We start from the raw sequence: 25,931 nt of genomic DNA on the forward strand, positions 1-25,931 counted from the left end.
GACACGGCGACGGGCATCCGGGATCGACGTCAGCCCGCGAGGGCCTCGGAGAGCTTGACGCGTCCGCCCATGCGCAGCAGCGAGTTCTCGTAGATCCTCGCGCCGATCACGATCGCGGCGACGCAGGTCGCGATCAGGATCGCGAGCGACAGCAGCGGCTCCCACCACTGCGCCTCGCCGAGGAACAGTCGCATCGGCATGCCGACGGGCGCCGAGAACGGCACGTACGACATGATCCCCAGCACGACCGGGTTGTCGAAGAAGAAGATCACCAGGAAGTACGGCGCCATGACGAGCATCGTCAGCGGCGTCGTGGTCGACCCGATGTCCTCCATGCGCGACACCATCGACGCCGCGGCCGCGAACAGCGAAGCGAGCAGGATGAAGCCGAACAGGAAGAACACCGCGAACCAGGCGATGGGTCCGCCCAGGCCCTGCAGCAGCGCCGTCTGGTCGGTGATCGTGAGCCCGACGATGGCGATGGCCGCGAGGATGAGGATCTGCCCCATCGCGAGGATCGTGTTGCCGATGACCTTGCCCGCCAGGAGCGAGCGCACCGGGATGGCCGAGATGAGCAGCTCGACGACGCGCGTCTGCTTCTCCTCCACGACGCTCTGCGCGATCGTGCCGCCGAACATCGACGCGGCGAAGAGGAACACGATGCCGAAGCCGATGGCGACGACGTAGCCGAGCGCGCCGGCGTCCGCATCGGGGTCGAGCAGCACGACCGTCGGGGTCTGCGCGAGCTGCAGCAGGAGCTGGGACGGCGGGCTGGACTCCGCGATCACGGCCAGGCCGACCGGCGACTCCGCGTCGGCGACGATGGCGGCATCCACGTCACCGCTCTTGACGAGCTCCTCCGCCTCCGCGCGGCCGTCGACCTCGGTGACGTCGAGGCCCTCGATCCCGGAGACGGCGGACGAGGCATCCGTCGTCACGGCGACCGGCGTGCCGGTGTCGTTCGAGGCGGCGAACCCGCCCCAGATCACGAGGGCCAGCGCCCCCAGCAGCAGGATCGCCGTCGAGATGACGAAGGCCTTGCTGCGCAGCTTCGAGCCGATCTCGCGCTCGGCGACGAGCCACACACCCTGCGGGGTGCTCAGGCCGCGGCCGGCGGTGGTGCGGGTGGCGGTGCTCACTGGATGACCTCCTTGAAGATCTGGGCGAGGGTCGGATGCTGCGGCGAGAAGCTCGCGACGTCCCCCTGCGCGACGGCCTGGCGCAGCACGCGCTGGGCCGTCTCGTCGCTGTCGACGTCGAACACGGCGTATCCGCCGTCGAAGTCGAGCACCTCGACGCCCGCTTCGGACCTCAGCCAGCCGGCGTCGCCCGCCGAGACCAGCTCGAAACGCCGGGTGGAGTGCGCGGCGCGCAGTTCGTCGCGGGCGCCTGCGGCGCGGATGGTGCCGTTCGCGATGATGACGAGGTCGTCGCACAGGCGCTCGACGACGTCGAGCTGGTGCGACGAGAACAGCACGGCGGCACCGGCCGCGGCGCGCTCCTGCAGGGCGGCCGCCACGACGTCGACCGCGAGCGGGTCGAGGCCCGAGAAGGGCTCGTCGAGGATGAGCACCTGGGGGTCGTGGACGAGGGCGGCGGCGATCTGCGCCCGCTGCTGGTTGCCGAGCGAGAGCGTCTCGACGTTGTCGTTCAGGCGCTCGCCGAGTCCGAGCTGCTCGAGGAGGGCGGTCGCGCGGGCCGCGGCATCCGTCTTCGAGAAGCCGTGCAGGCGCGCGAGGTACGTGATGTGCTCGAGCACCTTCATCTTCGGGTAGAGCCCGCGCTCCTCGGGCATGTAGCCGAAGCGGCGGCGATCGGATGCCGTCACCTCGGTGCCGTCGAGTGTCACGGTGCCACCGTCCTTGGCGAGCACGCCGAGCACGATCCGCATGGTCGTGGTCTTGCCGGCGCCGTTGCCGCCGACGAAGCCGGTCAGTCGTCCCGGGCGGACGTCGAACGAGACGTCGTCGAGCGCTCGTCTCCCCCCGTAGCTCTTGGCGATCCCTGTCAGCTGCAGCATGCGCTCCTCCTCGTCGCGGATTTCCCGTACGCCTCACGCTACGGACCCGGTGCGCGTGCGGCATCCCCCGTCAGGCGGACATCGCGACCCCGCCGAGCGGGGGAGTCGTCATCTCGCGTCACATTCCATGCGCGGGAATAGATCGCTCGAAGGCTTGCTTTCACGTGAATGGAACGTCCACGGTGGTCCCCGCCGGGGACCCCTTTCTGTTAACGGAGGAACATCCCCATGTCCGAGCGGACCATCGGCTACATCGTCGGCAGCATCTCGTCGACCTCGATTAACCGTCGCCTGGCGAAGGCGCTCGAGCGGCTCGCGCCCGCGGGCACGACGCTCGTCGAGATCCCGATCAAGGACCTCCCGTTCTACTCTCCCGACTTCGACGCCGACTACCCGCAGGTGGCGCGTGACTTCAAGCAGGCGATCGACGACGTCGACGGCGTCATCATCGTGACCCCCGAGTACAGCCGCTCGATCCCCGGCGTGCTCAAGAACGCGCTCGACTGGGCCGCGCGCCCGTGGGGCCAGGGCTCGTTCAACGGCAAGCCCACCGCCGTCATCGGCACCTCGGGCGGACCCATCGGCACCGCCGCCGCACAGCAGCACCTCAAGGCCGTGCTCAGTCACTACAACGCGCCGACGCTCGGCCAGCCCGAGGGCTACGTGCAGTCGACGCCGGGCCTGTTCTCCGACTCGGGCGAGGTCGCGAACGACCAGACCGCGGAGTTCCTCGTCGGGTACCTCGAGGCGTTCGGCGCGCTGGTCGACCGCTACGCGCTGGTGCCCGTCGCCGCCTGACCCTCCTGCCTCGAGTCGCCAGGACACGCCGCCCGGCCTTCGCCGGCGCCCGCGTGTCCTGGCGACTCGTGCGTCCCGCGGTCAGGCGAGGCCGTGCCGGTGCGCGTAGACGACGGCGGCGACGCGGTCGCGCGCTCCGAGCTTCTGGAGCACGTTCGACACGTGCGTCTTCACCGTCGCCTCGCCGATGTACAGGCGCTGGGCGATCTCGGCGTTGCTGAGCGCCTGCGCGACGAGCCGCAGCACCTCGTCCTCCCGGTCGGTGAGCTCGATCACGTGCGGCGTGGCGGGCGTGGTGAGCGATGCGGTGGCGGGCGTCGCGGTGGCCGGCGGGACGCCCGGTGGTGCGGCGAGCGCCCCGCCCGGGCCCGGGGTCGCGACGGCGGCGGGGTCGTCCGCGAATCGGGCGATCACGCGCCGGGTGACCTCGGGGGCGAGCAGGGCGTCGCCCGCCGCGGCGACCCGGACGGCGTTCACGAGCTCCTCCGGCCCGGCGTTCTTGAGAAGGAATCCGCTCGCCCCTGCCGAGAGCGACGCGAACAGATAGTCGTCGCGGTCGAACGTCGTCACGATGACGACCGCCGCGGACACCGTCTCGTCGGCGACGATGCGCCGTGTCGCCTCGAGACCGTCCATGTCGGGCATCTGCACGTCCATGCACACGACGTCGGGGTGCAGAGCGGATGCCGCTGCCACGCCGTCGACGCCGTTCGCCGACTCGCCCACCACGACGATGTCGTCGGTCGCCTCGAGGATCATGCGGAACCCCGCGCGCATCACGGCGTGATCGTCGACCAGCAGGACGCGGATCGGTGTGGGGCTCACGCGACGACCCGCTCGTGCCGCGGGACGCGCAGGCGAACGAGGAAGCCGCCGCGGGCCCGGGGCGTCGCCTCGAGCGTGCCTCCCGACGCGGCCGCGCGCTCGCGCATGCCGACGATGCCCAGGCCCGGGCGGACGGGACCGGCGGAGCGTCCGGTGTTGGTGATCTCGAGTTCCACCGCGTCGGTGCCGAAGCGCAGGCGGACGTCGGCCGCGGCATCCGTCCCGCCGTGCCGGCGCGCGTTCGTGAGCGCCTCCTGGGCGACGCGGTAGATGTTGACCTGCGCGACGTCGGACAGAGCGACTTCGTCGCCGATGATCGTGAGGGTCGTGGGCAGGCCGTTCTCGGTGGCGTGCTCGATGAGGGCGGGGAGTCCCGCGAGGCTGACGGTGGAGGCGTTCGGGGCATCGCCGTTCGGGGCGTCGCCGTTCGGTGTGCGCAGGGTCTCGAGCAGGTGGCGCAGCTCGTCGAGGGCGGAGCGTGCGGACTGCTCGACGCCGGTGAGCGCGGCACGGGCCGCGTCGGGGTCGCGGTCCATCACAGCCCGCGCGGCGCCGGCCTGGACGCCCATCGCCGAGACGTGGTGGGCGACGACGTCGTGCAGCTCGCGGGCGATGCGGACGCGGTCGAGAGCGACCGCCTGGGCGGCCGTCACCTCGCGTGCGGCCTCGAGCTCACGCGTGCGGTCCTGGAGCGCCGCGCGCTCGAGCGCCGACGCGTAGGCGCGATCGCCCATGTAGTACGCGCCGCCGAAGAACGCGGCGTTCACGAGGAACTGGATGAGCATGAAGGCGACGAAGGGTGAGAACAGGCCTTCGCGGGAAAGGCCCTCCTCGGTGGGCGCCGTCGCCGACTGGAACGTCGTGACGAGCAGCCACACGAACATGCCGACGATGATCGCGACGCGCACGAAGAACGCACGGCGACGGTCGTCGACCCACGCGCCGACGGTGTAGATCGCGATGAACAGGGCGATGTTCCCGACGTAGATCTCCGGGATGCGGAACGAGACTCCGACGAAGAACACGAGCGCGACGAGCACGGCCACGACCTCGGGGAAGCGGCGGCGGAGCGTCAGCGGCGCGGTCAGCCCGACCGCGTAGAGGAGGCCCCACTGCATGCCCTGCGCGGAGTCCGTGCCGTAGACGCCCGCGACCGAGCCGAGCGCCGAGCTGAGGACGGCGCCGAGGAGCAGCCCGGCGGCGAGCCACACGTCGTTGCGCAGGTCGGCGGCGGTCGCCGGGCTCCGGCGCCGGGCGGACGAGGTGTCGGACATTCCTCCACGGTACGGGGGAGCGTGGGGCGCGGCATCCCCCGCGCGACGGAGACCCGGCAACGACGCGCGGTATCGACTCTCTACTTGCTATTGACAAGTTTGGTTGCTTTTTGCAAGTATCGGTTCCATCGCCGAGGAACTTCGGCGGACGACCGGCAAGGAGCAGGGCAATGACGCACATCTTCGTGAACGTTCCGACGAACGACCTCGAGAAGTCGAAGGCGTTCTACACGGCGCTCGGCGCCGAGATCAATCCGCTGTTCACCGACGAGAACGCGGCGTGCATCGTGTGGGGGGACAACATCCAGATGATGGTCCTCACGACCGAGTACCTCGGCACGTTCACCGACAAGCAGATCATCGACCCACGTACGCACGCGCAGGTGCAGATCGCGTTCAGCCGCGATTCGCGCGAAGAGGTCGACCGCGTGCTCGAGGCGGGGCTCGCCAACGGCGGATCCGAGCCCCGTCCCGCTCAGGACTACGGCTTCATGTACAGCCGCGACCTCGACGACCCGGACGGCAACGGCCTCGCCTTCCTGTTCATGGAGCCCCAGGCTGCCGAGCAGGGTCCCGACGCCTACCTGGCGGAGCAGGCGCAGGCGTAGGTGGCCTCCCGCAGCTACGGGCAGTACTGCGGGGTCACGACGGCTGTCGAGCTGGTCGGGGAGCGGTGGGCGATGCTCATCGTCCGCGATCTGCTCGTCGGCCCGCGTCGATACACCGACCTCAAGCAGGGGCTGCCCAGGATTCCCACCAACATCCTCTCCACGCGGCTCAAGGAGCTGCAGGAGGGTGGGGTGGTGCGTCGTGTGCCGCTCGCGAACTGCGGGCTGGTCTATGAGCTCACCCCCTACGGTCGCGAGCTCGAGCCGATCGTGCTCGCGCTCGGCCGGTGGGGGTTCGCGCAGATGGGCGAACCGGGCCCCGAGGATGTCGTCACCGCCGACTCGCTGACGATGGCGCTGCGGACGGCGTTCCAGCCGGGGATCGCGGCATCCGTACCGGCTGCCGACTACGAAGTGCATGTCGCCGATGTCGCGCTGCGCGTGCAGGTCGACGGTGCCGACCTGCGCATCGCGCAGCTCGCGCCGCCGGCCCCGCCCGTCGCCGGCCGGGCGCCGGGAGGCGAGCCCGAACTCGTGTTCGCGGCGGGTCCGGGCATCCGGCGGCTCATCTCGGGCGAGCTCACGCCCGCCGAGGCGATCGACCTCGACGTGATCGCCGTCGTCTCCGGCGACGCGACACTGCTCGAGCGGTTCGCCGCGGTGTTCTCGATTCACGCGACCACGGTGGTCGCCGCCTGAAAGGACCGGCCATGACCGGACGGATCACGATCGACCTCTTCACCACGCTCGACGGCGTCGCGCAGGCGCCGGGAGGCCCCGACGAGGACCCCTCGAACGGGTTCCCGTACGGCGGCTGGCAGGCGCCGCTGCCGGACGATGTCGTCGGCCGGGCGGTCGGCGACGGGATCGCCGCGATGGACGCGCTCGTGCTCGGTCGGCGCACCTACGACATCTTCGCGTCGTACTGGCCGAAGCACGTGGACAACCCCATCGGCCGGCGGTTCGCCGAGATTCCGAAGTACGTCGCCTCGCGGTCGCCGCTCGAACTCACCTGGGAGGGCACCACGCAGCTGAAGGGGGATGCCGCGGCCGCCGTGGCGGCGCTGCGAGACACGCACGACGACATCCACGTGATCGGCAGCATCGACTTCGTGCAGACCCTCCTCGCGGCCGGTGCGTACGACGAGCTCAAACTCTGGGTGCACCCCGTGGTGCTCGGGCGCGGGAAGAAGGTGTTCCCCGACGGGGCTGCGCCCGCGAACCTGCGGCTGATCGAGCCTCCGCTCACGGGCGGCACAGTCGTGCAGCTGCGTTACGCGCCCGACGGGCTTCCGCGCACCGGCGAGATGGAGCCCCCGTCGGACGACTGAGGCGCTCGGGCGGTGCGGCGGCGACCGGGCCGCCGCGGCAGGCGTGCGGGGCGCCGGTAAGCTGTCGTCGCGCCCGACGTCGAGGTCGGGGCAGACGGACAGGAGCGGCGTGATCACAGCGCAGGATGCCACGCGCCGCGACACGATCGCCGACTACCGCGTGATCGGACTCGCGCCCGAGCCCGACCTCGAGGGGCTCGTCCAGCTCGCGGCGACCGTGTGCGACGTGCCGACCGCGGTGATCAACATCATCGACGACCGCTTCCAGCACCAGATCGCGGCGGTCGGATTCACCGCGGCGGTGTGCGCCCGCGAGGACTCGATGTGCGCACAGGTGTTCCAGGACCCCGGTCATGTGGTCGTGCCCGATGCCCGCGAGGACGAGCGCTTCGCGCGGAATCCCTTCGTCACCGGGGCGGTTGCGAGCGTGCGGTTCTACGCGTCGAGTCCGCTGGTCACGCCGTCGGGGATCGCGATCGGGACCCTCTGCGTCTTCGACGAGGAGGCGGGAGACCTCGACGAGACGCGAAGCCGCGCTCTCGCGCTCCTCGCGCACCAGGTGGTCGACGTCCTCGAGCTGCGGCGCCTCACGCGCGAGCTCGGCGAGTCCAATCGCCGGCTCGAGCACTTCGCGCGGCAGGTCAGCCACGACCTCACCGCGCCGCTCACCGCGCTCACCGCCTACATCGATCTCGCCTCCGTGAGCCCCGAGTTGGAACGGGCTCCCCGTGCCGCGGACGCGCTCGCCCGAGCCGAGTCGGCGGCGCTGCGCATGAGCACGATGATCTCCGACCTGCTCGACTATGCCCGGCTCGGCGGCTCGACGCCCCGGCGCGACGAGGTCGACCTCGCGGACGTCGTACGCGGTGTGCTCGACGACCTTCACCCTCTGATCGACGGGGCGCGAGTCGTTGTCGACGCCGATGTGCGGGTCGTCGGCGACGCGACCCTCCTCGGGGTGCTCGTGCAGAACCTCGTCGCGAACGCGCTGAAGTTCACGCGGGCAACGGGCGCCGTCCCTCGGATCGAGATCAGGGCGATGCGGCTGGCGGGCGCCTGGCGCATCTCGGTCGACGACAACGGGCCCGGCGTGGCATCGGACGAGCGCGAGCGCGTGTTCGAACTGATGGCGCGGAGCGGCTCGGGCGAGGTGCCGGGCCTCGGCATCGGCCTCACGACCTGCCGACGTATCGCCGAGGCGCACCACGCTCGAATCGGCATCGGGGAGTCCCCGCTGGGCGGCGCGAGCGTGTGGGTAGTGCTGCCGCGCGATGTCGGAGACGCGGGCGCGGTGCGCGAGCGCGAGTCGCGTGCCGCGACGGTCACCGCCTGACGGAGCCAGGTCAGAAGATCATCGGGCGGTCGTCGTCGTCGGGACCGTTGAGGTCGAGATCGACGACGACGGGCACGTGATCGCTGGGGGCCTCGCCCTTGCGCTCGTCGCGATGGATACGCGCGCCCGCGACGGCATCGGCGATGGCGTGGGAGCCGAGGATGAAGTCGATGCGCATTCCCTCGTTGCGGGGGAAGCGGAGCTGCTTGTAGTCCCAGTAGGTGAACCCGGTGGGAATGAGCGGGCGTACGACGTCGTGCAGACCGGCCGCCTCGAGGGCCGCGAAGGCCTCGCGTTCGGGCGGGGAGACGTGGGTCGCGAAGCCCTGCACCACCGTGGGGTCGCCGTTGTCGGCATCCGTCGGCGCGATGTTGAAGTCGCCGACGAGCGCGAGCGCCAGGTCGGGATTCGCGACGAGGGAGGTGCGTGTGTACTGCTCGAGCGCGGCGAGCCACTCGAGCTTGTAGAAATAGTGAGGATCGCCGAGCGAACGTCCGTTGGGGACGTAGAGGCTCCACACTTCGACCCCGCCGACGGTCGCTCCGATGGCGCGCGCTTCCTGCGGTGCGTCGGGACCGTTGTGCCCCTTCTCGAACCCGGGCATGCCGGGGAACGCGGCGCGCACATCGCTGAGGGGTTCACGACTGGCGATCGCGACGCCGTTCCACTGCGAGAAGCCGTGCGCTTCGACGTGGAACCCGGCCTCTTCGAAACGGTCGAACGGGAACTGCTCGACCTTGCACTTGATCTCCTGCATGGCGAGCACGTCGATGTGCTCGCGCACCGCGAAGTCGACGATGCGGTCGACCCGCGCACGGATGGAGTTGACGTTCCATGTGGCCAGGCGCATGGTCTCCAGCCTAGGCGGGGGCTCGGACGTCGCGCACCGCTCGAGGGCCCGGGGGCGCTGCTGGTTCTGGGGGCGCGCCCGAACCGGGGTCTCAGGTGGGCGGGTTGGTTTTCGCGGGTGCCTCGGGTGTGTGTTCGAGGGGAGACGCCTGGTTGGCGTGTCCTAGAACGGCGCGTCGGTGTGGCCGGCGTGCCAGGCGCTCTTGGTGGGTTGGAAGGTGGGGGTCGGTCGTTCGGGTGTGACGATGTATTGCCTGCCGGTGGGGGATGTCCATTGAAGGGCGCCGCCGCGGTCGGGGAGGTGCTCGACGATCCAGCCGCCATGGTGTTTGAGGGTGTGGTGGCCGGTGCAGAGGGGAGCGTGGTTGGTGAGGGCGGTGTGGCCGCCGTGTTCCCAGGCGATGTTGTGGTCGATCTCGCAGCGGTGGGCGGGGATGGTGCAGCCGGGGGCCATGCACCGTTCGGCACGCCAGCGGATCAGTCTCCGCAAGGGGGCCGGGGGTCGGTATTGGGTGCGGCCGACGGAGAGCACGATGCCGGTTTCGGGGTGGGTGAGGACCCGCATCCAGGACGGGTCGCCGCCGCACAGGGCTTTTGCGACCGGGAGGGGGACGGGGCCGATGCCTTCGACGGTGGCGGGCGCGTGGCCCTGCGCGTGCCGGTCGCTGTCGTCCTCGGCCAGCAGGGCGAGGGCGGGAACGGTGACGGCCACGGTGGCGCGGATCCGAGACATTTCGGCGGGGTGGGCGGCCATGGCACCCTCGATGAGCAGGTCGCCGAGGATGTCGGCCCGCACCTGATCCAACGTCCGCGACTCGGCCGGCCCGCTGTCCGAAGGCGCACCGAGCGCATCCCCGTCCGCGCCGAGGGTCGCGTCGGTACCGCTGACGCTGTCGCCGTTGGCGGTGGCGTGTCGGCCGGTGATGGTCTTGGCCATTGCGGTGAGCCGGGAGTGGATCGCGTGGGCTTCCACCGCGGGCAGGAAGGCATGCAACCAGGCCATGCCGTCTCCGGCGGGCTCGACCGCGATCCGTCGCTGTGTGAGCGCGTGCTCGTGGCGTTGGGTGAGAGTCGCGGACTGCTCGGTCTCGATCAGGCGTCGCAGCGCCCGCCGGAACGAGCCCACCGGCAGCTCTTCCGCCAGTTCCACCGCACGCGGCACCAGCCGTTCCCGCACCACGGGCGTGGCGGCATCGAGCAGCTCCACCAGCACCTGCGCGTGCCGCTCCGTGATGCCCGCCCGCCCCAACGAGTCCAACGCGGCCGGATATCGGTGCACCAGCGCTTCGGCACGGGCCAGCAGCATCCCAGCAGCGTGCTCGGTGGTCCGCAACGCCGCTGCCAACTCCAACCGCACCGACCGCTCCGCGATCCCGGCCACCCCGTCGCCGTACCGGCCCGCATCAGCGAGCGCAGTGCGACGCAACCCGTCCACCCGGGCGAACTGTTCCGCGGCGAACACCGCCATCATTCCCGCGACCTCGGTCACCAGCTCCACATCATCGGGGACCGGCGGCACCCACCCCGCCAGCTCCGCAGCATCCGGCACACACCCCCACCCCTCCGGATCCGGCGGCGCATCCGGCAGATCGCAGGTCGGGGAGTCGTCTGCGTTCGCTGTCGCCTCGCCATCGCGTGCGCGACGCGGCTGGAGGTCTTCGGACTTCGGCGCCGACCCCTCGACTCGATCAACTCTCATAGCTCGAGACTAGAACATAGATACGAAACTAGAGTGTGATGTGATCCGTGACTGTGGATAACAAAAACGAATGTCCGCCCGACAGAGTAGCGTCGCGGTCAAGCGGCACGGGGCCGCAAGCGGAGGTTCTCATGCTGCAGCAGATCGCGGCCGGCGTCTGGGTCCACGAGAGCGAATTCATCGAGAGCAACACGGTCGTCGTGCAGGGACGCGAGGGGGTGCTCCTCATCGACCCCGGCATCACGACGGGCGAACTGGACGACATCTCCGCAGACCTTCGGCGCATGGGTCAGCGCGTCGTCGCGGGATTCTCGACCCATCCGCACTGGGACCACGTCCTCTGGCACCGGGAGTTCGGCGACGGGCCGCGCTATGGAACGGCCTCCGCCGCCTCGATCATGAGTGCGTTCCTCGCGCAGCCGGATTGGGTCGACGACATCGCCGAGGGACTTCCTCCGGAGCATGCCGATGAGATCCCCATGGAGTTGCTCGGCGGCATCGTGGGCCTGCCTCCGGAAGCGACCGAGATCCCGTGGGACGGACCAAGGGTGATGGTGCTCGAGCATCGGGGTCACTCGGAGGGCCACGCGGCGCTGCTGGTCGAGGACAGTCGTGTGCTCATCGTCGGCGACATGCTGTCCGACATCCTCATGCCGTTCCTCGACCTCCAGGCGCAGCACCCGATCGAGGACTATCTCTCGGCACTCCAGCTTTTCGACAGTGTGGCCGACCGAGCAGATGTGGTGGTCCCCGGCCACGGGGCGGTCGGCGACGCCGCCCAGCTGCGCGCGAGGATCGATCTCGACCTCGCCTACGTGCGAGCACTGCGCGACGGCGATGAGCCGGACGATCCACGCGTGGGTCCGACCGCCCCTCTGGACTGGCTGCCCGACGTGCACCGGTGGCAGGTCGAGAGGCTCAGCGAGCTGCGCGGCGAGCCGGAGTGAGTGAGCGCCGAAGGGAAGACAGCGCGACCAACGGGTTCGTCGCGTTCTTCCGCAACGTCAATCAGGGTCAACGAGGTCACCCCACCACCGCCGACCTGCTCGGCGCCCTCGCTGATGCCGGGTTCACCGAGGCCGTCACCTTTCAGAGCAATGGCACGGTGGTGTTCTCGGATGCCGCGCCGAGCAGTGCCGTCACGCTCGAACGGGCCGCGCGCGATGCCGCAGCCGACCCGGCCGACCCGGCCAACCCGGGCGACCCAGCCGTCTCGAGCGACTCGGCCGGCCTGCGCTACTCGGCCGCCGCGCGCGATGCCGCAGCCGACCCGGCCGACCCGCGTGCTGCGGTCGACCCGCGTGCCGTGTCAGACGTGCGCAACGCGCTGAACGCACGAACGGGCATCGAGCGCGAGGTGTTCGTGATGCTTCTCCAAGAGATCGTCGACATCGTCGCCGCGTACTCGCTCGCCGATGATGCGGCACGACGCGAGCTGACCCTGCACCGCGGCGGTGTCGTCGACATCGGCGACCCGTCGGTCGTCACGGAAGCCGCCCGGCGCCGGTGCCGACTGCTCGCTTGCGGCCCGGGGTGGACGCTCGCGTCGAACGAGCGCGATCGCGAATCGAACGCCACGCCGGTGGTGGAGCACCTCACGGGAGGCCCGGCGACCTCGCGCGGACTGTCGACGCTCGTGCGCCTCGTCGAGCGATTCGCGCGGTAGTCCCACCGCCGGGGTACTTGCCGACCACTCGACTCGGTGCCAGGCTCAGCGACACAACCAGGGAGAGGGGTAGGAACATGCGCCACAAAGCGCTCGCCGCCGTAGCTGCGGCCCTGCTTTTGATCGGACTCAGCTCGTCGCCGGCTCAAGCGATCACGGACGGCGTTCCGGACGGAAACGCTCATCCGAACGTCGGGCTCATGGTGGCTCAGACCGCCGACGGCGATCCGCTGTGGAGATGCAGCGGCACGCTGATCTCACCGACCGTGTACATCACGGCGGGCCATTGCACCTTCGGCGCCGAACACGTGGAGATCTGGTTCCAGAGCAATCTCGAACCCACCCCGGCCGCCTTCGGCTATCCGTTCAGCGGGCAGGTGAGCGGAACGCCGTACACGCATCCGCAGTACGACGACAACGCGTTCTACCTCTACGATCTCGGCGTCGTGGTGCTCGATACGCCGGTGACCGGTGTCGCGTACGCACAGCTGCCAGGGCTGAACCAGCTCGACACCTACGCGAAGAGTGCGAAGAAGTCGGCGTGGTTCACGGCTGTCGGCTACGGCCTGCAGAAGAGCTTCCCCGACGCTGCGGCGTGGAAGGATCAGGCCCTCAAGACCCGCATGGTGTCGACGCCGAAGCTCATCTCGATCAACACCGGGTACACGGGCGACGGCTCGATGATCCTGTCCAACAACGCCCACACCGGCGGCACCTGCTCCGGCGACTCCGGCGGGCCGAACTTCATCGGCTCATCGAATGTCATCGGCGGAGTGACCTCCTTCGGCAAGAACTCGACGTGCGCAGGCACCGGCGGCGTGTATCGCGTCGATCGCGCCGACGACCTCGCCTGGGTGAGCACTTTCCTCGACTGACCACGCGCGCGACGCCGGTGCGACCACGCGGTCGCATCGGCGTCGTCGCGTGCGCGGCATCCGTAGACTCTGACCCATGACCGCCGCCTCCACGCCCGAGCTCGAAGCCGACCGCCAGTACCTCATCGCGCTGATCCAGGACGAGGCGGTCTTCCACGGCGACTTCACGCTGTCGAGCGGCAAGAAGGCGACGTACTACGTCGACATGCGCAAGCTCACCCTCGACCACCGCGCGGCGCCGGCGATCGGCCGCATCATGCTCGATCTCGTGCGCGACGTCGACGGCATCGTCGCGGTCGGCGGACTCACCCTCGGCGCCGACCCGATCGCGAACGCCGTCATGCATGAGTCCGCGCGCACTCCGCGTCCGCTCGACGCCTTCGTCGTCCGCAAGGAGCCCAAGGATCACGGTCGCGGACGGCAGGTCGAAGGAGCGGATGTCGCCGGCAAGCGTGTCGTCGTACTCGAAGACACCTCGACCACCGGCCAGTCCGCGCTCAAGGCCGTCGAGGCACTCCGACGTGAAGGTGCGGAGCCCGTCGCCGTCGCGGTGATCGTCGACCGCAGGACCGGCGCCCAGGCCGCGGTCGAGGCCGAGGGTCTGCAGTGGCTCGCCGCCATCGACCTCGACGACCTCGGCCTCACCCCGCAGTAACGCACCCCGCCGCCGCCGGCTCAGCACGCGGCCGCCGACCGAGCACCCCAAGGCCCCGCGCGCGCGACAACCGCAACGCGCCGGAACCCGAACGCGACAACCGCTCAGTCGTCGTCGCGACGGTTGCGCCGCCATTGCCACACGAACACGATGAGCGTGCCGACGAGCACGATCGCGGTCGCGCCGAACAGCAGGTTCTGCTCGAAGCCGGTCATGCGGGTCGCTTCCCCTCCGCGGCATCCGCCACGATCTTCGCGACGCGCGCCGCACGCGTCTCGGGCCGGCGCGCCATGTCGACGGTCGAGATTCCGAGCTTCTTCGCCGACGGGGGGAAAGTATCCCACGCGATCCGGGCGGCCGGCACGGCGTCGAGCGCCGCCGCGAGGTCGTCGGGCTCGACGCCGGCTTCGGCGTTGTCGAGCACCGTCCACGCGCCGTTGGCCTTGGCGACCTCGACCGCCCGCGTGCCCGCCTCGGTCATCAGTCCCGCCGCTTCGAGCTCGATGAGCCTCGCCTTGTTCGTGGCCGCCCAGCCGCTGGACGGCCGCCGGGGCGCGAACCACAGCCCGCCGCGCGCCTCGTCGAACGTGCGCACCGGACCGTCGATCCAGCCGAAGCACAGCGCGTGCCGGATCGCGTCCTCGTAATCGACGAACGTGAGTCCCGAGTCGCGCCGTGCCCGCACGAGCCACGCGCCCTTCGACGTGCCGTGGTTGGCCTGCAACCAGTCGCGCCAGGCCGCGGCATCCGCTGCCTCTACTCGTTCACCGTCGTCGAGCGCACCCATGCCGCGACCCTACCGGCGACCGCGGACGCATCCTGTCCGCGAATCGGCGCGGCTAGATCCCCTCGGGAAGCTCCGACTCGACCGGATCCCGCGACAGCAGGTCGGCGACCGAGTTCAGCACCTCGTCCGGGCGGAACGGATACCGCTGGATCTCGGCGGGATCGCTGATCCCCGTCAGCACGAGCACGGTGTGCAGTCCCGCCTCGATGCCGGCGACGACATCCGTGTCCATGCGGTCGCCGATCATTCCGGTGTTCTCGGAATGCGCGCCGATGCGGTTGAGCGCCGACCGGAACATCATCGGGTTCGGCTTGCCGACGACGTACGGCTCCATGCCGGTCGCCTTCGTGATGAGCGCCGAGATCGCACCGGTTGCGGGCAGCACGCCTTCGGTCGACGGGCCCGTGGCATCGGGGTTCGTCGCGATGAACCGGGCACCCGCGCCGAGGAAGCGGATCGCCTTCGTGATCGCCTCGAACGAGTAGTTGCGGGTCTCGCCGACGACGACGTAGTCGGGGTCGGTCTCGGTCATGATGAAGCCCGCCTCGTGGAGCGCGGTCGTGAGACCCGCCTCGCCGATCACGAACGCCGATCCGCCCGGCATCTGCGACTTCAGGAAGTCCGCCGTCGCCAGCGCGGAGGTCCAGATCGACTCCTCCGGCACGATGAGCCCCGACGCCCGCAGCCGCGCCGAGAGGTCCCGCGGCGTGAAGATCGAGTTGTTCGTCAGCACGAGGAACGGGGTGCCGGATTCGCGCCACTGCTCGAGCACCTCGGAGGCCCCCGGGATCGGGGTGTTCTCATGGACGAGCACGCCGTCCATGTCGGTCAGCCAGCATTCGATCTCGGCGCGGGTCCGCATGCGCCCAGCCTATGGCCGCGGGGGTTATGGTCGGAGTCGTGGCGTCGACCTGGGATCCCCGCAGCCTCCCCGACCTGTCCGGTCGCGCCTACCTCGTGACGGGGTCGAACAAGGGCCTCGGCTACTTCGCGTCGGAGCAGCTCGTGCGCGCCGGCGCCCGCGTCTACATGACCGGTCGCAACCCGAACCGGCTGTCGGCGGCACGCGCCGCGATCCGCCGCAGGGTTCCGGATGCTGCGCCCGACGCCGCGGAGACGCTCGTCCTCGACACCAGCAACCTGGGATCGGTCCGCTCGGCGGCCGCCAGCGTGCGCGGTCGCGGCGGCCTCGACGGCGTGCTGCTCAACGCGGGGATCGTGCACCCGCCGAAGACGCGCGAGACGACGGTGGATGGCCACGAGGTCGTGTTCGCGACGAACGCGCTCGGCCATTTCGCCCTGGCCGGCGAACTGCTCACCTCGCTCGCCGCCCGCGAGGGCCGCATGGTGTGGCTCGGGAGCATGTCGACCTCGCTCACCCCGTACGATCCGGTCGACCCGCAGCTGACCGAGGGCTACACGGCGTGGCGCGCGTACGTGCAGTCCAAGATCGCGACGACGGCGCTCGGGTTCGAGGCCGACCGCCGCCTGCGCGATGCCGGAGTTCCCGTCGACAGCGTCGTCGCGCACCCCGGCTACTCCACGAGCGGCCGCACACCCGGGATCGCGGGCGTGAATTCCCCGACCCGCGCGAAGCGGTTCCGCGACAACCTCCAGGCCGCCATCGCGCAGTCGAAGGAGAAGGGCGCCTGGTCGCTCGTGCGGGCACTGGTCGATCCCGACATCGAGGGCGGTGAGTTCTGGGGTCCGCGAACGGTCGCCCGCGGCGTGCCGCGCCGCCAGACGGCGTCGAGGATCACGCGCGACGACGAGGTCGCCGTCCGCCTGTGGAAGGCGGCCGAGCACGCGACCGGCGTCCGCTGGCCCTTCGCGAAGGCGGCAGCCGCCAGCCGGCATTGATCATGCCCCCGCACCCCGGCATCGAGCCACGCCGAGTGCTGGCAGACTGCGGGTGGGAGGTCGCATGACGTCGCCGGACGTGTCGCTGTGGTCGCGCTTCCGCACACGCGTGCGGGAGTCGTCGTGGGCGATCGACGCCAACGACGGCATCATCTCGACCGCGGGCGTGCTGCTGGGCTTCGCGGGTGCGGGCGCGGGCGATCGCCTCCTCCTCTTCACCGCGAGCGCGACCCTGCTCGCGGGCGGACTCAGCGCCGGCGGCGCGAAGTGGGCCGAGGTCGCGGCCGAGCGCGAGACGCAGCTGGAGATGGCGCAGCACGAGGCCGACCAGGTGGCGCGCGACCCCGACGGCGAACTCGCGGCTCTCGCTTCCCACTGGCGCGAGCGGGGACTCGACGCTACGACGGCCCAGGCGGTGGCCGAGCAGCTGATGGCCCACGATCCGGTCGCCGCCCAGCTCGACGCGGACTACGGGGTCGAGGAGATCATGTCCCGTTCGGCGCCGTGGTGGGCGGGGGTCGAGGCCGCCCTCGCCTTCATGATCGGCGCGGCCGTGCCGCTGCTCATCACCTACTTCGCGCCGGTCGCGATCGAGAGCTGGGTCATCCTCATCGCCGTCGTCGTCTCGCTCACCCTCACGTCGCTGGTGGCGGCGGGACTGGGCAGGCTCTCCGCGCTCCGGATGCTGCGCCGCAGCCTCATCGTCGGCCTCGGAACGATGACCGTGAGCTACCTCGCCGGCCTCGCGTTCTTCTGACTCTCGGACGGTCCGCCGTCAGGCGCTGAGCCACACGGCGTGGCCCGCGGCGTCCGGGAGCTCGACCTCGACGTCTCCGAGGCGCAGGGTCGCGGCATCCGTCACCGACACGGCCGCCCCCACGGAGACGCCGGCCGCCTCGACGGCGCGGAGCAGCTCGGGGTCGCGGTCGCTCACCCGCAGGACGCGTCCGGCGTGCCCCGCCGACGCCTCCGAGAGCAGCACGAACGGCGCGCGCTCGACATGCCCGGAGGCATCCGGGATCGCATCGCCGTGAGGATCGAACCGGGGCCTTCCGAGCCGTTCGTCGATGCCCTCGAGGAGCCGGTCGCTGATCGCGTGCTCGAGCACCTCGGCCTCGTCGTGCACCTCGTCCCACGCGTACCCGAACTCGCTCACGAGCCACGTCTCGATGAGCCGGTGGCGTCGGATGATCGCCGCCGCCCGCTTCTCGCCGGCGTCGCTGAGCGCGATGGGACCGTAGGGGCGGTGGGTGACGAGGCCCTGCGCCGCGAGCTTCTGCACCATCTCGGTGACGCTCGACGGTGCGAGCCCGAGCTCGGCGGCCAGCTGCGACGGCGTGATGCGCGCGCTCTGCCACTCGGTGTGGTGGTAGATGGTCTTCAGGTAGTCGTCGATCGCGGGCGAGGGCACCGTCCCAGGCTACTCGCGGCGCTCACGAGCCCGTCAGCACCAGCCACAGCAGGATCGCGTTCAGGGCGATGAGGAACACGGATGCCGCGACCCCCGCGACCGTCGTGAGCGCGCGGTTGCGGAACCGGCCGAGCACATCGGCCTTCGCGGTCAGCGCGACGAGCGGGATGAGGGCGAACGGGATGCCGAATGACAGCACCACCTGGCTGAGCACCAGCGCGAGGGTCGGGTCGACGCCGATGCCGAGGATCACGAGCGCCGGGATCAGCGTGACCAGGCGACGGGCGATGAGGGGCACGCGGATGTGCAGCAGTCCGTGCATGATCTCGGCGCCCGCGTACGCGCCGACCGACGTGGATGCCAGGCCGCTCGCGAGCAGTCCCACGGCGAAGAGGGTCGCGACCGCGGGTCCGAGACCCGCGTACAGCGCCGCGTAGGCGCCCTCGAGGGTGTCGGTGCCGGGAACGCCGGCGAGGTTGGCCGCCGCGAGTAGCAGGATGCAGAGGTTCACCGTGCCCGCGATGAGCATCGCGATCGTCACGTCCCATTTCGTCGCTCGCAGCAGCCGGGCGGTCGGGATGCCGCGCAGCTCCTCGAGCGGCGCGGGAACCCGGGCGCCCGGTCCCTCGTCGCCGAACTCCGGCGCCGTCCCGCGCACGGGGCGGTCCGCCGCGGACGCCGCGGCGGGCGCGAAGCGGTCTCGTGCCAGCGCACTGTGCGCATAGATGGCGTGCGGCATGATCGTGGCGCCGAGGATGGATGCCGCGAGCAGCACCGAGCCGGAATCCTCGAAGCGCGGCACCAGACCGCCCACGACGCCGGCCGGGTCGGGCGGCGCGACGAAGACGCCGTACGTGAAGCCGATCGCGATGATCACGACGAGTCCGATGACGACGAACTCGAACGTCTTCGCCCCGCGGCGCGACTGCACGAGCAGGAGGATGATCGACACGGTGCCCGTGATCAGCCCGCCCCACAGCAGCGGCACGCCGAACAGCAGGTTGAGGGCGACCGCCCCTCCGATGACCTCGGCGATGTCGGTCGCCATCGCGACGAGCTCGGCCTGCAGCCAGTACGCGCGGCGGCCCCAGCGATTGCGGATCCGGGTGCCGAGCGTCTCCGGCAGGCTGCGGCCGGTGACGATCCCGAGCTTCGCGGAGAGGTACTGGATCAGCCACGCCATCACGTTGCCGAGCACCACCACCCACACCAGGAGGTAGCCGTACACCGCTCCGGCGGTCATGTTGCTGGCGACGTTGCCCGGGTCGAGGTACGCGACACCCGCGACGAGCGCAGGCCCGATCAGCCACGCCGCACGCGGAACAGAGGTCGAGCGGGCGCTCGCCGCGACGTCGACGGCGGTGGAACTTTTCGGCACACCGAAACTCTACCGAGATTTCGGTCCGCCGAAAAGTCCCGTCGCTGTCGAGGATCCGGGATGAACCGGCTCGGGATAGCCTGAGCCGGTGACCGAGCCGACCCCCGACGAGCCCACGCTGCCCCACGGGGTCGGACCCTGGCCCGGCGGTCCGGATGCCTGGCCCGACGACCCGCGCTACGACCGCGAGCTCCTCGCGCACGGCGACACCCGCAACGTCGTCGACGCCTTCCGCTACTGGACGATGGACGCGATCGTCGCCGACCTCGACGCCCACCGCCACGGGTTCCATGTCGCCATCGAGAACTGGCAGCACGACATGAACATCGGCTCGATCGTGCGCAGCGCCAACGCGTTCCTCGCCGCCGAGGTGCACATCATCGGAAACCGCCGCTGGAACCGCCGCGGCGCGATGGTGACCGACCGGTACCAGCACGTACGCCACCACGAGACCCTCGCCGCATTCCAGGAATGGGCGGATGCCGCGTCCCTCCCCATCCTCGCGATCGACAACGTCGACGGCTCGGTCGCGCTCGACCGCGCCGACCTCCCCGAGCGGTGCGTGCTGCTCTTCGGGCAGGAGGGGCCGGGACTCTCGCCGGAGGCACTGGCCGCAGCATCCGCCGTCATCGAGATCACCCAGTACGGCTCCACCCGCTCCATCAACGCGAGCGCCGCCGGTGCCGTCGTGATGTACGAGTGGTGCCGCCGCTGGGCGTGAGTCGTCAGTCCCGGTCGATGCCGAAGGTGTGGCGCATCAGCGCCTGGACATCGCGATCGAGGTTGTCGAGCTTGTCTTCGAAGCGGCGGAATTCGCTGCGGAACTCGCTGCGCAGACCGCCGATCTCGCTGCGGACGACGTTGATGAAGAGCGTCGAAACGAGGGTCAGGACGCCGAGCATCGCCGCGGCGAAGACGCCGATCAGGGTCCACACCTGGGGCTCGGTCACGGTCAGCACTCCTTCATGATGGCGTCGTCCTCCGACGATGTCACGCACGACCTGATCGCGACGGCCCGGCCCGGGATCTGTGGATGACCGCGGGCGATCGAGGGGTGGGGAGAAGCGGCTAAGCGGGGATGGTCGTCCAGGCCGTGCCGCGCACGCGCCAGCCGAGCGTCGCCAGCCGCGCCAGCATGTAGACGCCGAAGAACGCCACCGCCAGCCAGGCCAGGCCGGCGGCGCCGCTCGGATGGATCGCCGCCACGAGCACGAGCGCGGGAATGTACGGCACGAGGTTGAGCAGGCCCGCGACGGCGAGATACTTGGCGTCTCCCGCGCCGATGAGCACTCCGTCGAGGACGAACACCACTCCGCACAGCGGCTGCGCGATCGCGAGCACGATCAGCGCCGGCTGCACGAGGGCCGCGATCGCCGGATCCCCGGTGAAGAGCAGTCCGATGCCGCCCGAGAACACGCCGATCACGACGCCCACGATCACCCCGAACCACGCGCCCCACGCCAGGGTCCGGCCGAGCACGCGTTTCACGAGCGGCAGGTCGTCGGCGCCGAGGCCCTTGCCGATGAGCGCCTGTGCGGCGATCGCGAGAGCGTCGAGCGCGAAGGCCGCCGTCGAGAAGATGGTGAACGCGACCTGCCAGCCGGCGAGCTCGTCGGTGCCGAGCGCGGTCGCCACGGCCACCGTCGCGAGCAGGGCGACGCGCAGCGACACCGTGCGCAGGAAGAGCCACCCGCCGGAGCGCGCCGAGCCCCGCACGCCGTCCCGATGAGGGCGGACGGATGCCGCGTGCCGGCGCGCGAGGCGACCGATGACGAGCACGTACGCGGCGACCATGCCCCACTGCGCGGCGACGGTGCCGACGGCGGAGCCGGCGATGCCCCAGCCGAACCCGTAGATGAAGAGCCAGTTGAGCAGTGCGTTGGCGCCGAAGCCGATGCCGGCGATCCACAGCGGCGTCACGGTGTCCTGCATGCCGCGCAGGAGCCCCGTCGCGGCGAACACGATCAGCATCGCGGGCAGTCCCCACATCGAGATGCCGAGATAGATCTCGGCCTGGTCCGTCACGACGGGCGTCGCCCCGAACAGGCCGACGAGGAACGGCGTCGCGAACCATCCGACGAGGGCGAGGACGGTGCCCAGCCCCAGCGCGAGCCACAGGCCGTCGATGCCGACCGACACGGCCCGGGTCGGATCGCCCGCGCCGAATCGCCGCGCGACGGCCGGGGTCGTCGAGTACGCGAGGAACACCATGAGCCCGACGATCGTCTGGAGCACGGCGGACGCGATGCCGAGGCCGGCCAGCGGCACGACGCCCAGGTGACCCACGAGGGCCGAGTCCACGATGAGGAACAGCGGCTCCGCGATCAGCGCGCCGAGCGCGGGGACGGCGAGCCGGAGGATGTCGCGGTTCAGCGTCTGCGGGTGGCTCGTCACGGTCCGAGCCTAGGCGGGGGCACCCTCACGGCTTGCCCTCGGGTCGGAGGAGGCACATATCCTGGACCCATGACCGACGCCCCCCGTACCGGTCTCGCGCTCGACGAGCTCAGCGACGAGATCCGCCCGCAGGACGACCTGTTCCGTCACGTCAACGGCGCGTGGCTGGACCGTACCGACATCCCCGACGACAAGGCGAGGTGGGGGTCGTTCCACCTCATCGCCGAGCAGGCCGAGAAGGACGTCCACGCGATCGTCGAGGAGTCGCAGGCCGCCGAGGCGGGCACCGAGGCCCGCAAGATCGGAGACCTCTACACGAGCTTCATGGACACGGCGCGCATCTCCGAGCTGGGCGCCGCGCCGCTGGCCGATCACCTCGCCCGCGTCGACGCCGTGAGCGACATCCCGTCGTTCCTGCGCACGGTCGGCGAGCTCGAGCGCGACGGCGTGGCGGGACTGGTGCACGTCTACATCGAGCCCGACCCCGGCAACCCGCAGCGCTACGTGCCCTTCTTCATCCAGGGCGGGCTGTCGCTCCCCGATGAGAGCTACTACCGTCTCGAGAACTTCGAGGCCACGCGCATCGCGTACCGCGCGCACGTGCAGAAGATGCTCGAGCTGGCGGGCGTGGCCGAGGCCGCGGCATCCGCCGATCGCATCTTCGCGCTCGAGACCGAGCTCGCCACCCACCACTGGGACAACGTGAAGAGCCGCGACGCGGTCGCGACGTACAACCTGAAGCCGTGGTCCGAGGTGCAGGAGCTCGTCGGCGTCGACCTCGGCCCCTGGGTCGCCGGCGTCGCGCCCGAGCACGGCGACGCGTTCGCCGAGGTCAACGTCTACCAGCCGAGCTTCGTCGAGGGCCTCGGGTCGCTGCTCACGGAGGAGCGCCTCGAGGACTGGAAGGCGTGGCTGCGCTGGTCGATCGTCCACGGCGCCGCGGCCTTCCTCTCCGACGACTTCGTCGACGAGAACTTCGCCTTCTACGGCACGCAGCTCACCGGCGTCCCGGTGAACCGCGAGCGGTGGAAGCGGGGCGTCGGCCTCGCCGAGGCCGCGATGGGCGAGGCGATCGGGCGGGTGTACGTCGAGCGCCACTTCCCGCCGGCGGCGAAGGACGCGATGGACGAGCTCGTCGCGAACCTCATCGAGGCGTACCGGCAGTCCATCACCGACCTGGAGTGGATGAGCCCCGAGACCCGCGAGCGCGCGCTCGCCAAGCTCGACGCGTTCACGCCGAAGATCGGCTACCCCGTCCGGTGGAAGGACTACGGCACGCTCGAGGTCGACCCGGCCGACCTGGTCGGCAACGTCCACCGTGCGCACGTGTGGGAGCACGACCGGCAGCTCGCCAAGGTCGGTCAGCCGATCGACCGCGACGAGTGGTACATGACGCCGCAGACGGTCAACGCGTACTACAACCCCCTCATGAACGAGATCGTGTTCCCCGCGGCGATCCTGCAGTACCCCTTCTTCGAGGCCGATCGCGACGCGGCCGCCAACTACGGCGGCATCGGCGCGGTGATCGGGCACGAGATCGGCCACGGATTCGACGACCAGGGGAGCCGCTTCGACGGCGACGGCTCGCTGCGCGACTGGTGGACCGACGACGACCGTGCCGCGTTCGAGGAGCGCACGAAGAACCTCATCGCCCAGTACGACACGCTCACGCCCGAGGGCCTCGGCGAGGACTACAAGGTCAACGGCGCGCTCACGATCGGCGAGAACATCGGCGACCTCGGCGGCCTCGGCATCGCGCTGAAGGCCTACGAGATCTCGCTGGGCGGTGCCGAGGCACCGGTGCTCGATGGCTACACCGGCGTGCAGCGGCTGCTGCTGAGCTGGGGTCAGATCTGGCAGCAGAAGGGCCGGGATGCCGAGACCATCCGTCTGCTGACGATCGACCCGCACTCGCCGAACGAGTTCCGCTGCAACCAGATCGTCCGCAACATCGACGCGTTCTACGACGCGTTCGACGTGTCGGAGTCCGACGCGCTGTGGCTCGACAAGGAGCAGCGCGTCACCATCTGGTGAGCGTCACCCGCACGCGTCCTGGGGATGCGTGCGCTCCCACCCGAATCCACCGGAAGGAAACCGTGGGCACCGAGCCCAGAAAGGATGCCGAGTCGCAGCGGGGGTCGCGGCGAGGCACCAGCAGGCGAGCGCCGAGGCGGGCGGCCGCCGGACGCCGATCGTTCACGTCGACGCTGAAGGCGCTCGACGATCTCGCCGCGTCGGGCACCAGGATCTCGGTGCGCATCACCGACCTGGATCGCGGAAACGCGGTGCTCTCCGGCGACGACTTCGTGACGCTCCCGGTGGCCGGTCTCGGCGTCGTGCCGCTGCTGATCGAGGTCGCCGCGGGCTTCGAGTCCGGCACGCTCGATCCGCTCGAGATCATCGATCGCTCGAGCGTAGAGACGGTCACGGTCGGCGGCGTGTGGCAGCACCTCGTGGCGCCGGCACTGCCGCTGTCGGATCTCGCGGTGCTCACCGCATCGACCGGGGATGCGCTCGCCGCCAATGCGCTGCTGTCGCGCGTCGGTCTCCCCGCGGTGCGCGCACGGATCGAGCAGCTCGGGCTCACGAGGTCGGCGATGCTCGACCGCTTCCGCGACGTCCGCGGCCCCGATGACGCACCGCACTTCGCGCTGGGCTCGGCGCGCGAGCTCGCCGAGGTCTTCGCGGCGCTCGTGAACTCCCAGGTCGTCTCACCCGGCGTGAGTGCGCAGGTCGCGGAGTGGCTGAGCCGCAACCACGACCTGTCGCTCGTCGCCTCGGCGACCGGGCTCGACCCGTTCTCGCACGACAACGACGAGCACGGCATGCTCTTCATCAACAAGACGGGCCGGGATGCCGGCATCCGCGTCGAAGCCGGTGTGCTGGCGGGTCCGCGTGCCGGCGTGTCCTATGCGCTCATCGTGTGCTTCGACGACCTGTCGATCATGCACCGCATGCGCGCGCACGAGGCCTTCCGCACGCTCGGCATGGAGCTCATGGAGTACGTGTTCTAGGCGGCCGACCGTCGCGCGGGGGCGGCGAGGGGCATCCGGAACACCGTGTAGGTGGTGATCGCGAGCACCACGATCCCGATCGACTCCACGATCACGGTCTCGGGGACGAGCATGAAGTCCCACGTCTCGTGGATGCCGAACAGGCCGACCGTCAGAGCCAGCACGAGCGCGAGCAGCGTCGCGATGAGGAACAGCAGGCTCAGCACGGTGGCGAGCTGCAGCATCCTTCCCTTGAGCACGACCATCGCGATCGCCAGCACCAGTCCGGCGACGGCGTTGAGCACGAACATCACGCCCAGGATGCCGCCGACGCCGTTGAAGACGAGGTACAGGTGGATGCCGCCCGCGGCGAGCAGGAACAGTGCGCTGAGGATGCGCAGGGCCCACAGGACCCTCTGGTTGCCGTCGTTCATGTCGTCGACCTCACATTCCTTGGGTGGTCCGCGTGTGCGGGGATGGCCGGGGTGAGCCGGTGGGCGGCGAGCCAGACGACGTCGCGGCCGAACGACTCGAGCAGCAGGGCGAGGGCGAGGAGCGTCACGGCCAGGCTCGCAGGGGAGGGGAGAAGACCGGATGCCGCGGCGATGAGGGCGATGCCCGACACGGCGGTCACGACTTTGCGCCAGTACCTCGGCGGCAGCGTCGCGCGCATCCAGGGCAGCACCCACCCGGCCGCGACGAACGCGTAGCGCAGCAGGCCGATCACCAGCACCCATCCGCCCAGGGTCTGCGCGACATACGCGCTGAGCACGAGCAGCAGGAACGCGTCGACCTCCATGTCGAACCGGGCGCCCAGCTCGCTCTCGGAGTGGGTGCGGCGCGCCAGCCAGCCGTCGACGGCGTCGAGCGCGAGGGCGGTGCTCGCCAGCACGATGAGCAGCGGCACCGGCACGGCGGCGGTGAAGCTCGTCGCGATGAGCGCCGTGACGAGCGCGACGAGGGTCGATCGGGTCGCGGTGGCCGCGTTCGCCGGGCCGAACGACCACATCGCCCGGCGATGCAACCCCCTGGCGAGCAGGGCGTTCGAGGCGAGAAGGTAGGCGAGTCCGGTGGTCCATCCGGCCGCCGACAGCGGGGAGACGAGCGCGACCAGGATCAGGCCGGCGACTCCCGCGAGGAGCGACGCGAGCGGAGCGAGATGAACCTTCGGCATG

At 70.5% G+C, this 25,931-nt stretch carries 28 protein-coding genes; 14 read left to right on the top strand and 14 right to left on the bottom strand.

What is annotated here, in order from left to right:
• Positions 1-29: 29 nt before the first annotated feature.
• On the bottom strand, positions 30-1,139 hold the full coding sequence (locus OL358_RS07045) for an ABC transporter permease (RefSeq protein WP_264709246.1): 1,110 nt from the start codon (positions 1,137-1,139) through the stop codon (positions 30-32).
• Positions 1,136-2,020: an ABC transporter ATP-binding protein gene (locus tag OL358_RS07050; RefSeq protein ID WP_264709247.1), complete on the bottom strand. Its 885-nt coding sequence runs from the start codon at positions 2,018-2,020 to the stop codon at positions 1,136-1,138. Before OL358_RS07050 ends, OL358_RS07045 begins: the two co-directional genes overlap by 4 nt.
• Positions 2,021-2,248: 228 nt before the next feature.
• On the opposite strand from OL358_RS07050, the gene OL358_RS07055 reads away from it, so the two are divergent.
• On the top strand, positions 2,249-2,818 hold the full coding sequence (locus OL358_RS07055) for an NADPH-dependent FMN reductase (RefSeq protein ID WP_264709248.1): 570 nt from the start codon (positions 2,249-2,251) through the stop codon (positions 2,816-2,818).
• Positions 2,819-2,899: 81 nt separating this feature from the next.
• Here OL358_RS07055 and OL358_RS07060 read toward each other — a convergent pair whose 3' ends face one another.
• Positions 2,900-3,595 (bottom strand): response regulator, encoded by a 696-nt coding sequence (locus OL358_RS07060; protein ID WP_413631501.1) that lies wholly within the window; start codon positions 3,593-3,595, stop codon positions 2,900-2,902.
• A 44-nt stretch (positions 3,596-3,639) separates the two neighbouring features.
• Positions 3,640-4,917, bottom strand: coding sequence for a sensor histidine kinase (locus OL358_RS07065; RefSeq protein ID WP_264709250.1), 1,278 nt, complete (start codon positions 4,915-4,917; stop codon positions 3,640-3,642).
• 170 nt (positions 4,918-5,087) lie between these two features.
• On the opposite strand from OL358_RS07065, the gene OL358_RS07070 reads away from it, so the two are divergent.
• The 4 genes from OL358_RS07070 (at position 5,088) to OL358_RS07085 (ending at position 8,189) form a co-directional block, all read left to right on the top strand.
• On the top strand, positions 5,088-5,525 hold the full coding sequence (locus tag OL358_RS07070; RefSeq protein ID WP_264709251.1) for a VOC family protein: 438 nt from the start codon (positions 5,088-5,090) through the stop codon (positions 5,523-5,525).
• Positions 5,526-6,224, top strand: a complete 699-nt coding sequence (locus OL358_RS07075) for a winged helix-turn-helix transcriptional regulator (protein WP_264709252.1) — start codon at positions 5,526-5,528, stop codon at positions 6,222-6,224.
• Positions 6,225-6,235: 11 nt separating this feature from the next.
• Positions 6,236-6,856, top strand: coding sequence for a dihydrofolate reductase family protein (locus OL358_RS07080; RefSeq protein ID WP_264709253.1), 621 nt, complete (start codon positions 6,236-6,238; stop codon positions 6,854-6,856).
• Positions 6,857-6,965: 109 nt separating this feature from the next.
• Complete coding sequence (locus OL358_RS07085) at positions 6,966-8,189, top strand: sensor histidine kinase (RefSeq protein WP_264709254.1); 1,224 nt, start codon at positions 6,966-6,968, stop codon at positions 8,187-8,189.
• A gap of 10 nt (positions 8,190-8,199) precedes the next feature.
• Here the strand turns inward: OL358_RS07085 and OL358_RS07090 are convergent, their stop codons facing one another.
• Together OL358_RS07090 and OL358_RS07095 are read right to left on the bottom strand one after the other, a co-directional pair.
• On the bottom strand, positions 8,200-9,039 hold the full coding sequence (locus tag OL358_RS07090) for an exodeoxyribonuclease III (protein ID WP_264709255.1): 840 nt from the start codon (positions 9,037-9,039) through the stop codon (positions 8,200-8,202).
• A gap of 162 nt (positions 9,040-9,201) precedes the next feature.
• Entirely contained in the window at positions 9,202-10,737 is a 1,536-nt protein-coding gene (locus OL358_RS07095; protein WP_264709256.1) for an HNH endonuclease signature motif containing protein, read from the bottom strand.
• 131 nt (positions 10,738-10,868) lie between these two features.
• Between OL358_RS07095 and OL358_RS07100 the strand changes: the two genes are divergently transcribed.
• The 4 genes from OL358_RS07100 to pyrE all read left to right on the top strand — a co-directional run bounded on the left by OL358_RS07100 (position 10,869) and on the right by pyrE (position 13,933).
• Positions 10,869-11,684: an MBL fold metallo-hydrolase gene (locus tag OL358_RS07100; protein WP_264709257.1), complete on the top strand. Its 816-nt coding sequence runs from the start codon at positions 10,869-10,871 to the stop codon at positions 11,682-11,684.
• The gene (locus tag OL358_RS07105; protein ID WP_264709258.1) at positions 11,681-12,403 is read left to right on the top strand and encodes a DUF1697 domain-containing protein; all 723 of its coding nucleotides are present in this window, start codon (positions 11,681-11,683) and stop codon (positions 12,401-12,403) included. Before OL358_RS07100 ends, OL358_RS07105 begins: the two co-directional genes overlap by 4 nt.
• A gap of 200 nt (positions 12,404-12,603) precedes the next feature.
• The gene (locus tag OL358_RS07110; protein WP_264709259.1) at positions 12,604-13,278 is read left to right on the top strand and encodes a trypsin-like serine protease; all 675 of its coding nucleotides are present in this window, start codon (positions 12,604-12,606) and stop codon (positions 13,276-13,278) included.
• Positions 13,279-13,354: 76 nt separating this feature from the next.
• Positions 13,355-13,933 (top strand): orotate phosphoribosyltransferase, encoded by a 579-nt coding sequence (pyrE, locus tag OL358_RS07115; RefSeq protein ID WP_264709260.1) that lies wholly within the window; start codon positions 13,355-13,357, stop codon positions 13,931-13,933.
• A gap of 211 nt (positions 13,934-14,144) precedes the next feature.
• Here pyrE and OL358_RS07120 read toward each other — a convergent pair whose 3' ends face one another.
• Both OL358_RS07120 and OL358_RS07125 read right to left on the bottom strand, forming a co-directional pair.
• On the bottom strand, positions 14,145-14,720 hold the full coding sequence (locus OL358_RS07120; RefSeq protein WP_264709261.1) for a YdeI/OmpD-associated family protein: 576 nt from the start codon (positions 14,718-14,720) through the stop codon (positions 14,145-14,147).
• A gap of 52 nt (positions 14,721-14,772) precedes the next feature.
• Positions 14,773-15,582: an HAD-IIA family hydrolase gene (locus tag OL358_RS07125; RefSeq protein ID WP_264709262.1), complete on the bottom strand. Its 810-nt coding sequence runs from the start codon at positions 15,580-15,582 to the stop codon at positions 14,773-14,775.
• Between the two features lie 38 nt (positions 15,583-15,620).
• Between OL358_RS07125 and OL358_RS07130 the strand changes: the two genes are divergently transcribed.
• Entirely contained in the window at positions 15,621-16,580 is a 960-nt protein-coding gene (locus OL358_RS07130) for an SDR family NAD(P)-dependent oxidoreductase (RefSeq protein WP_264709263.1), read from the top strand.
• A gap of 64 nt (positions 16,581-16,644) precedes the next feature.
• A complete protein-coding gene (locus tag OL358_RS07135) occupies positions 16,645-17,337 on the top strand; it encodes a VIT1/CCC1 transporter family protein (RefSeq protein ID WP_264709265.1) in 693 nt (230 codons plus the stop codon).
• An 18-nt stretch (positions 17,338-17,355) separates the two neighbouring features.
• Here the strand turns inward: OL358_RS07135 and OL358_RS07140 are convergent, their stop codons facing one another.
• Complete coding sequence (locus tag OL358_RS07140; protein ID WP_264709266.1) at positions 17,356-17,991, bottom strand: metal-dependent transcriptional regulator; 636 nt, start codon at positions 17,989-17,991, stop codon at positions 17,356-17,358.
• Positions 17,992-18,013: 22 nt separating this feature from the next.
• Positions 18,014-19,369 carry an Nramp family divalent metal transporter gene (locus OL358_RS07145; RefSeq protein WP_264709267.1) on the bottom strand — a complete coding sequence of 452 codons (1,356 nt, stop codon included), beginning with the start codon at positions 19,367-19,369 and terminating at the stop codon, positions 18,014-18,016.
• Positions 19,370-19,457: 88 nt separating this feature from the next.
• Between OL358_RS07145 and OL358_RS07150 the strand changes: the two genes are divergently transcribed.
• The gene (locus OL358_RS07150; protein WP_264709269.1) at positions 19,458-20,090 is read left to right on the top strand and encodes a TrmH family RNA methyltransferase; all 633 of its coding nucleotides are present in this window, start codon (positions 19,458-19,460) and stop codon (positions 20,088-20,090) included.
• Positions 20,091-20,094: 4 nt separating this feature from the next.
• On the opposite strand, the gene OL358_RS07155 is transcribed toward OL358_RS07150, so the two are convergent.
• Together OL358_RS07155 and OL358_RS07160 are read right to left on the bottom strand one after the other, a co-directional pair.
• Complete coding sequence (locus tag OL358_RS07155; RefSeq protein ID WP_264709270.1) at positions 20,095-20,319, bottom strand: hypothetical protein; 225 nt, start codon at positions 20,317-20,319, stop codon at positions 20,095-20,097.
• A 118-nt stretch (positions 20,320-20,437) separates the two neighbouring features.
• A complete protein-coding gene (locus OL358_RS07160) occupies positions 20,438-21,763 on the bottom strand; it encodes an MATE family efflux transporter (protein ID WP_264709272.1) in 1,326 nt (441 codons plus the stop codon).
• A 69-nt stretch (positions 21,764-21,832) separates the two neighbouring features.
• Between OL358_RS07160 and OL358_RS07165 the strand changes: the two genes are divergently transcribed.
• Together OL358_RS07165 and OL358_RS07170 are read left to right on the top strand one after the other, a co-directional pair.
• Positions 21,833-23,797 (top strand): M13 family metallopeptidase, encoded by a 1,965-nt coding sequence (locus OL358_RS07165; RefSeq protein WP_264709273.1) that lies wholly within the window; start codon positions 21,833-21,835, stop codon positions 23,795-23,797.
• A gap of 62 nt (positions 23,798-23,859) precedes the next feature.
• Positions 23,860-24,777 (top strand): serine hydrolase, encoded by a 918-nt coding sequence (locus OL358_RS07170; RefSeq protein WP_264709274.1) that lies wholly within the window; start codon positions 23,860-23,862, stop codon positions 24,775-24,777.
• Here OL358_RS07170 and OL358_RS07175 read toward each other — a convergent pair.
• Together OL358_RS07175 and OL358_RS07180 are read right to left on the bottom strand one after the other, a co-directional pair.
• Positions 24,774-25,190, bottom strand: a complete 417-nt coding sequence (locus tag OL358_RS07175) for a hypothetical protein (RefSeq protein WP_264709275.1) — start codon at positions 25,188-25,190, stop codon at positions 24,774-24,776. The two genes, OL358_RS07170 and OL358_RS07175, sit on opposite strands and share 4 nt — an antisense overlap.
• Positions 25,187-25,930: a CDP-alcohol phosphatidyltransferase family protein gene (locus OL358_RS07180; RefSeq protein ID WP_264709276.1), complete on the bottom strand. Its 744-nt coding sequence runs from the start codon at positions 25,928-25,930 to the stop codon at positions 25,187-25,189. The genes OL358_RS07175 and OL358_RS07180 overlap by 4 nt, the downstream gene beginning before the upstream one ends.
• Position 25,931 lies beyond the last annotated feature (1 nt).

It is taken from the genome of Microbacterium sp. SSM24 (assembly GCF_025989145.1).
Taxonomy (GTDB): Bacteria; Actinomycetota; Actinomycetes; order Actinomycetales; family Microbacteriaceae; genus Microbacterium.

What these genes read in the sequence shown, in the direction of transcription:
- OL358_RS07110 (WP_264709259.1), top strand. Translation starts at nt 12,604, where the DNA reads ATGGTGGCTCAGACCGCCGACGGCGATCCGCTGTGGAGATGCAGCGGC.
- OL358_RS07055 (WP_264709248.1), top strand. Translation starts at nt 2,249, where the DNA reads ATGTCCGAGCGGACCATCGGCTACATCGTCGGCAGCATCTCGTCGACC.
- OL358_RS07090 (WP_264709255.1), bottom strand. Translation starts at nt 9,039, where the DNA reads ATGCGCCTGGCCACATGGAACGTCAACTCCATCCGTGCGCGGGTCGAC.
- OL358_RS07050 (WP_264709247.1), bottom strand. Translation starts at nt 2,020, where the DNA reads ATGCTGCAGCTGACAGGGATCGCCAAGAGCTACGGGGGGAGACGAGCG.
- OL358_RS07095 (WP_264709256.1), bottom strand. Translation starts at nt 10,737, where the DNA reads ATGAGAGTTGATCGAGTCGAGGGGTCGGCGCCGAAGTCCGAAGACCTC.
- OL358_RS07180 (WP_264709276.1), bottom strand. Translation starts at nt 25,930, where the DNA reads ATGCCGAAGGTTCATCTCGCTCCGCTCGCGTCGCTCCTCGCGGGAGTC.
- OL358_RS07065 (WP_264709250.1), bottom strand. Translation starts at nt 4,917, where the DNA reads ATGTCCGACACCTCGTCCGCCCGGCGCCGGAGCCCGGCGACCGCCGCC.
- pyrE (WP_264709260.1), top strand. Translation starts at nt 13,355, where the DNA reads ATGACCGCCGCCTCCACGCCCGAGCTCGAAGCCGACCGCCAGTACCTC.
- OL358_RS07060 (WP_413631501.1), bottom strand. Translation starts at nt 3,595, where the DNA reads ATGCGCGCGGGGTTCCGCATGATCCTCGAGGCGACCGACGACATCGTC.
- OL358_RS07125 (WP_264709262.1), bottom strand. Translation starts at nt 15,582, where the DNA reads ATGCGGACCCGCGCCGAGATCGAATGCTGGCTGACCGACATGGACGGC.
- OL358_RS07165 (WP_264709273.1), top strand. Translation starts at nt 21,833, where the DNA reads ATGACCGACGCCCCCCGTACCGGTCTCGCGCTCGACGAGCTCAGCGAC.
- OL358_RS07070 (WP_264709251.1), top strand. Translation starts at nt 5,088, where the DNA reads ATGACGCACATCTTCGTGAACGTTCCGACGAACGACCTCGAGAAGTCG.
- OL358_RS07135 (WP_264709265.1), top strand. Translation starts at nt 16,645, where the DNA reads ATGACGTCGCCGGACGTGTCGCTGTGGTCGCGCTTCCGCACACGCGTG.
- OL358_RS07100 (WP_264709257.1), top strand. Translation starts at nt 10,869, where the DNA reads ATGCTGCAGCAGATCGCGGCCGGCGTCTGGGTCCACGAGAGCGAATTC.
- OL358_RS07175 (WP_264709275.1), bottom strand. Translation starts at nt 25,190, where the DNA reads ATGAACGACGGCAACCAGAGGGTCCTGTGGGCCCTGCGCATCCTCAGC.
- OL358_RS07080 (WP_264709253.1), top strand. Translation starts at nt 6,236, where the DNA reads ATGACCGGACGGATCACGATCGACCTCTTCACCACGCTCGACGGCGTC.
- OL358_RS07120 (WP_264709261.1), bottom strand. Translation starts at nt 14,720, where the DNA reads ATGGGTGCGCTCGACGACGGTGAACGAGTAGAGGCAGCGGATGCCGCG.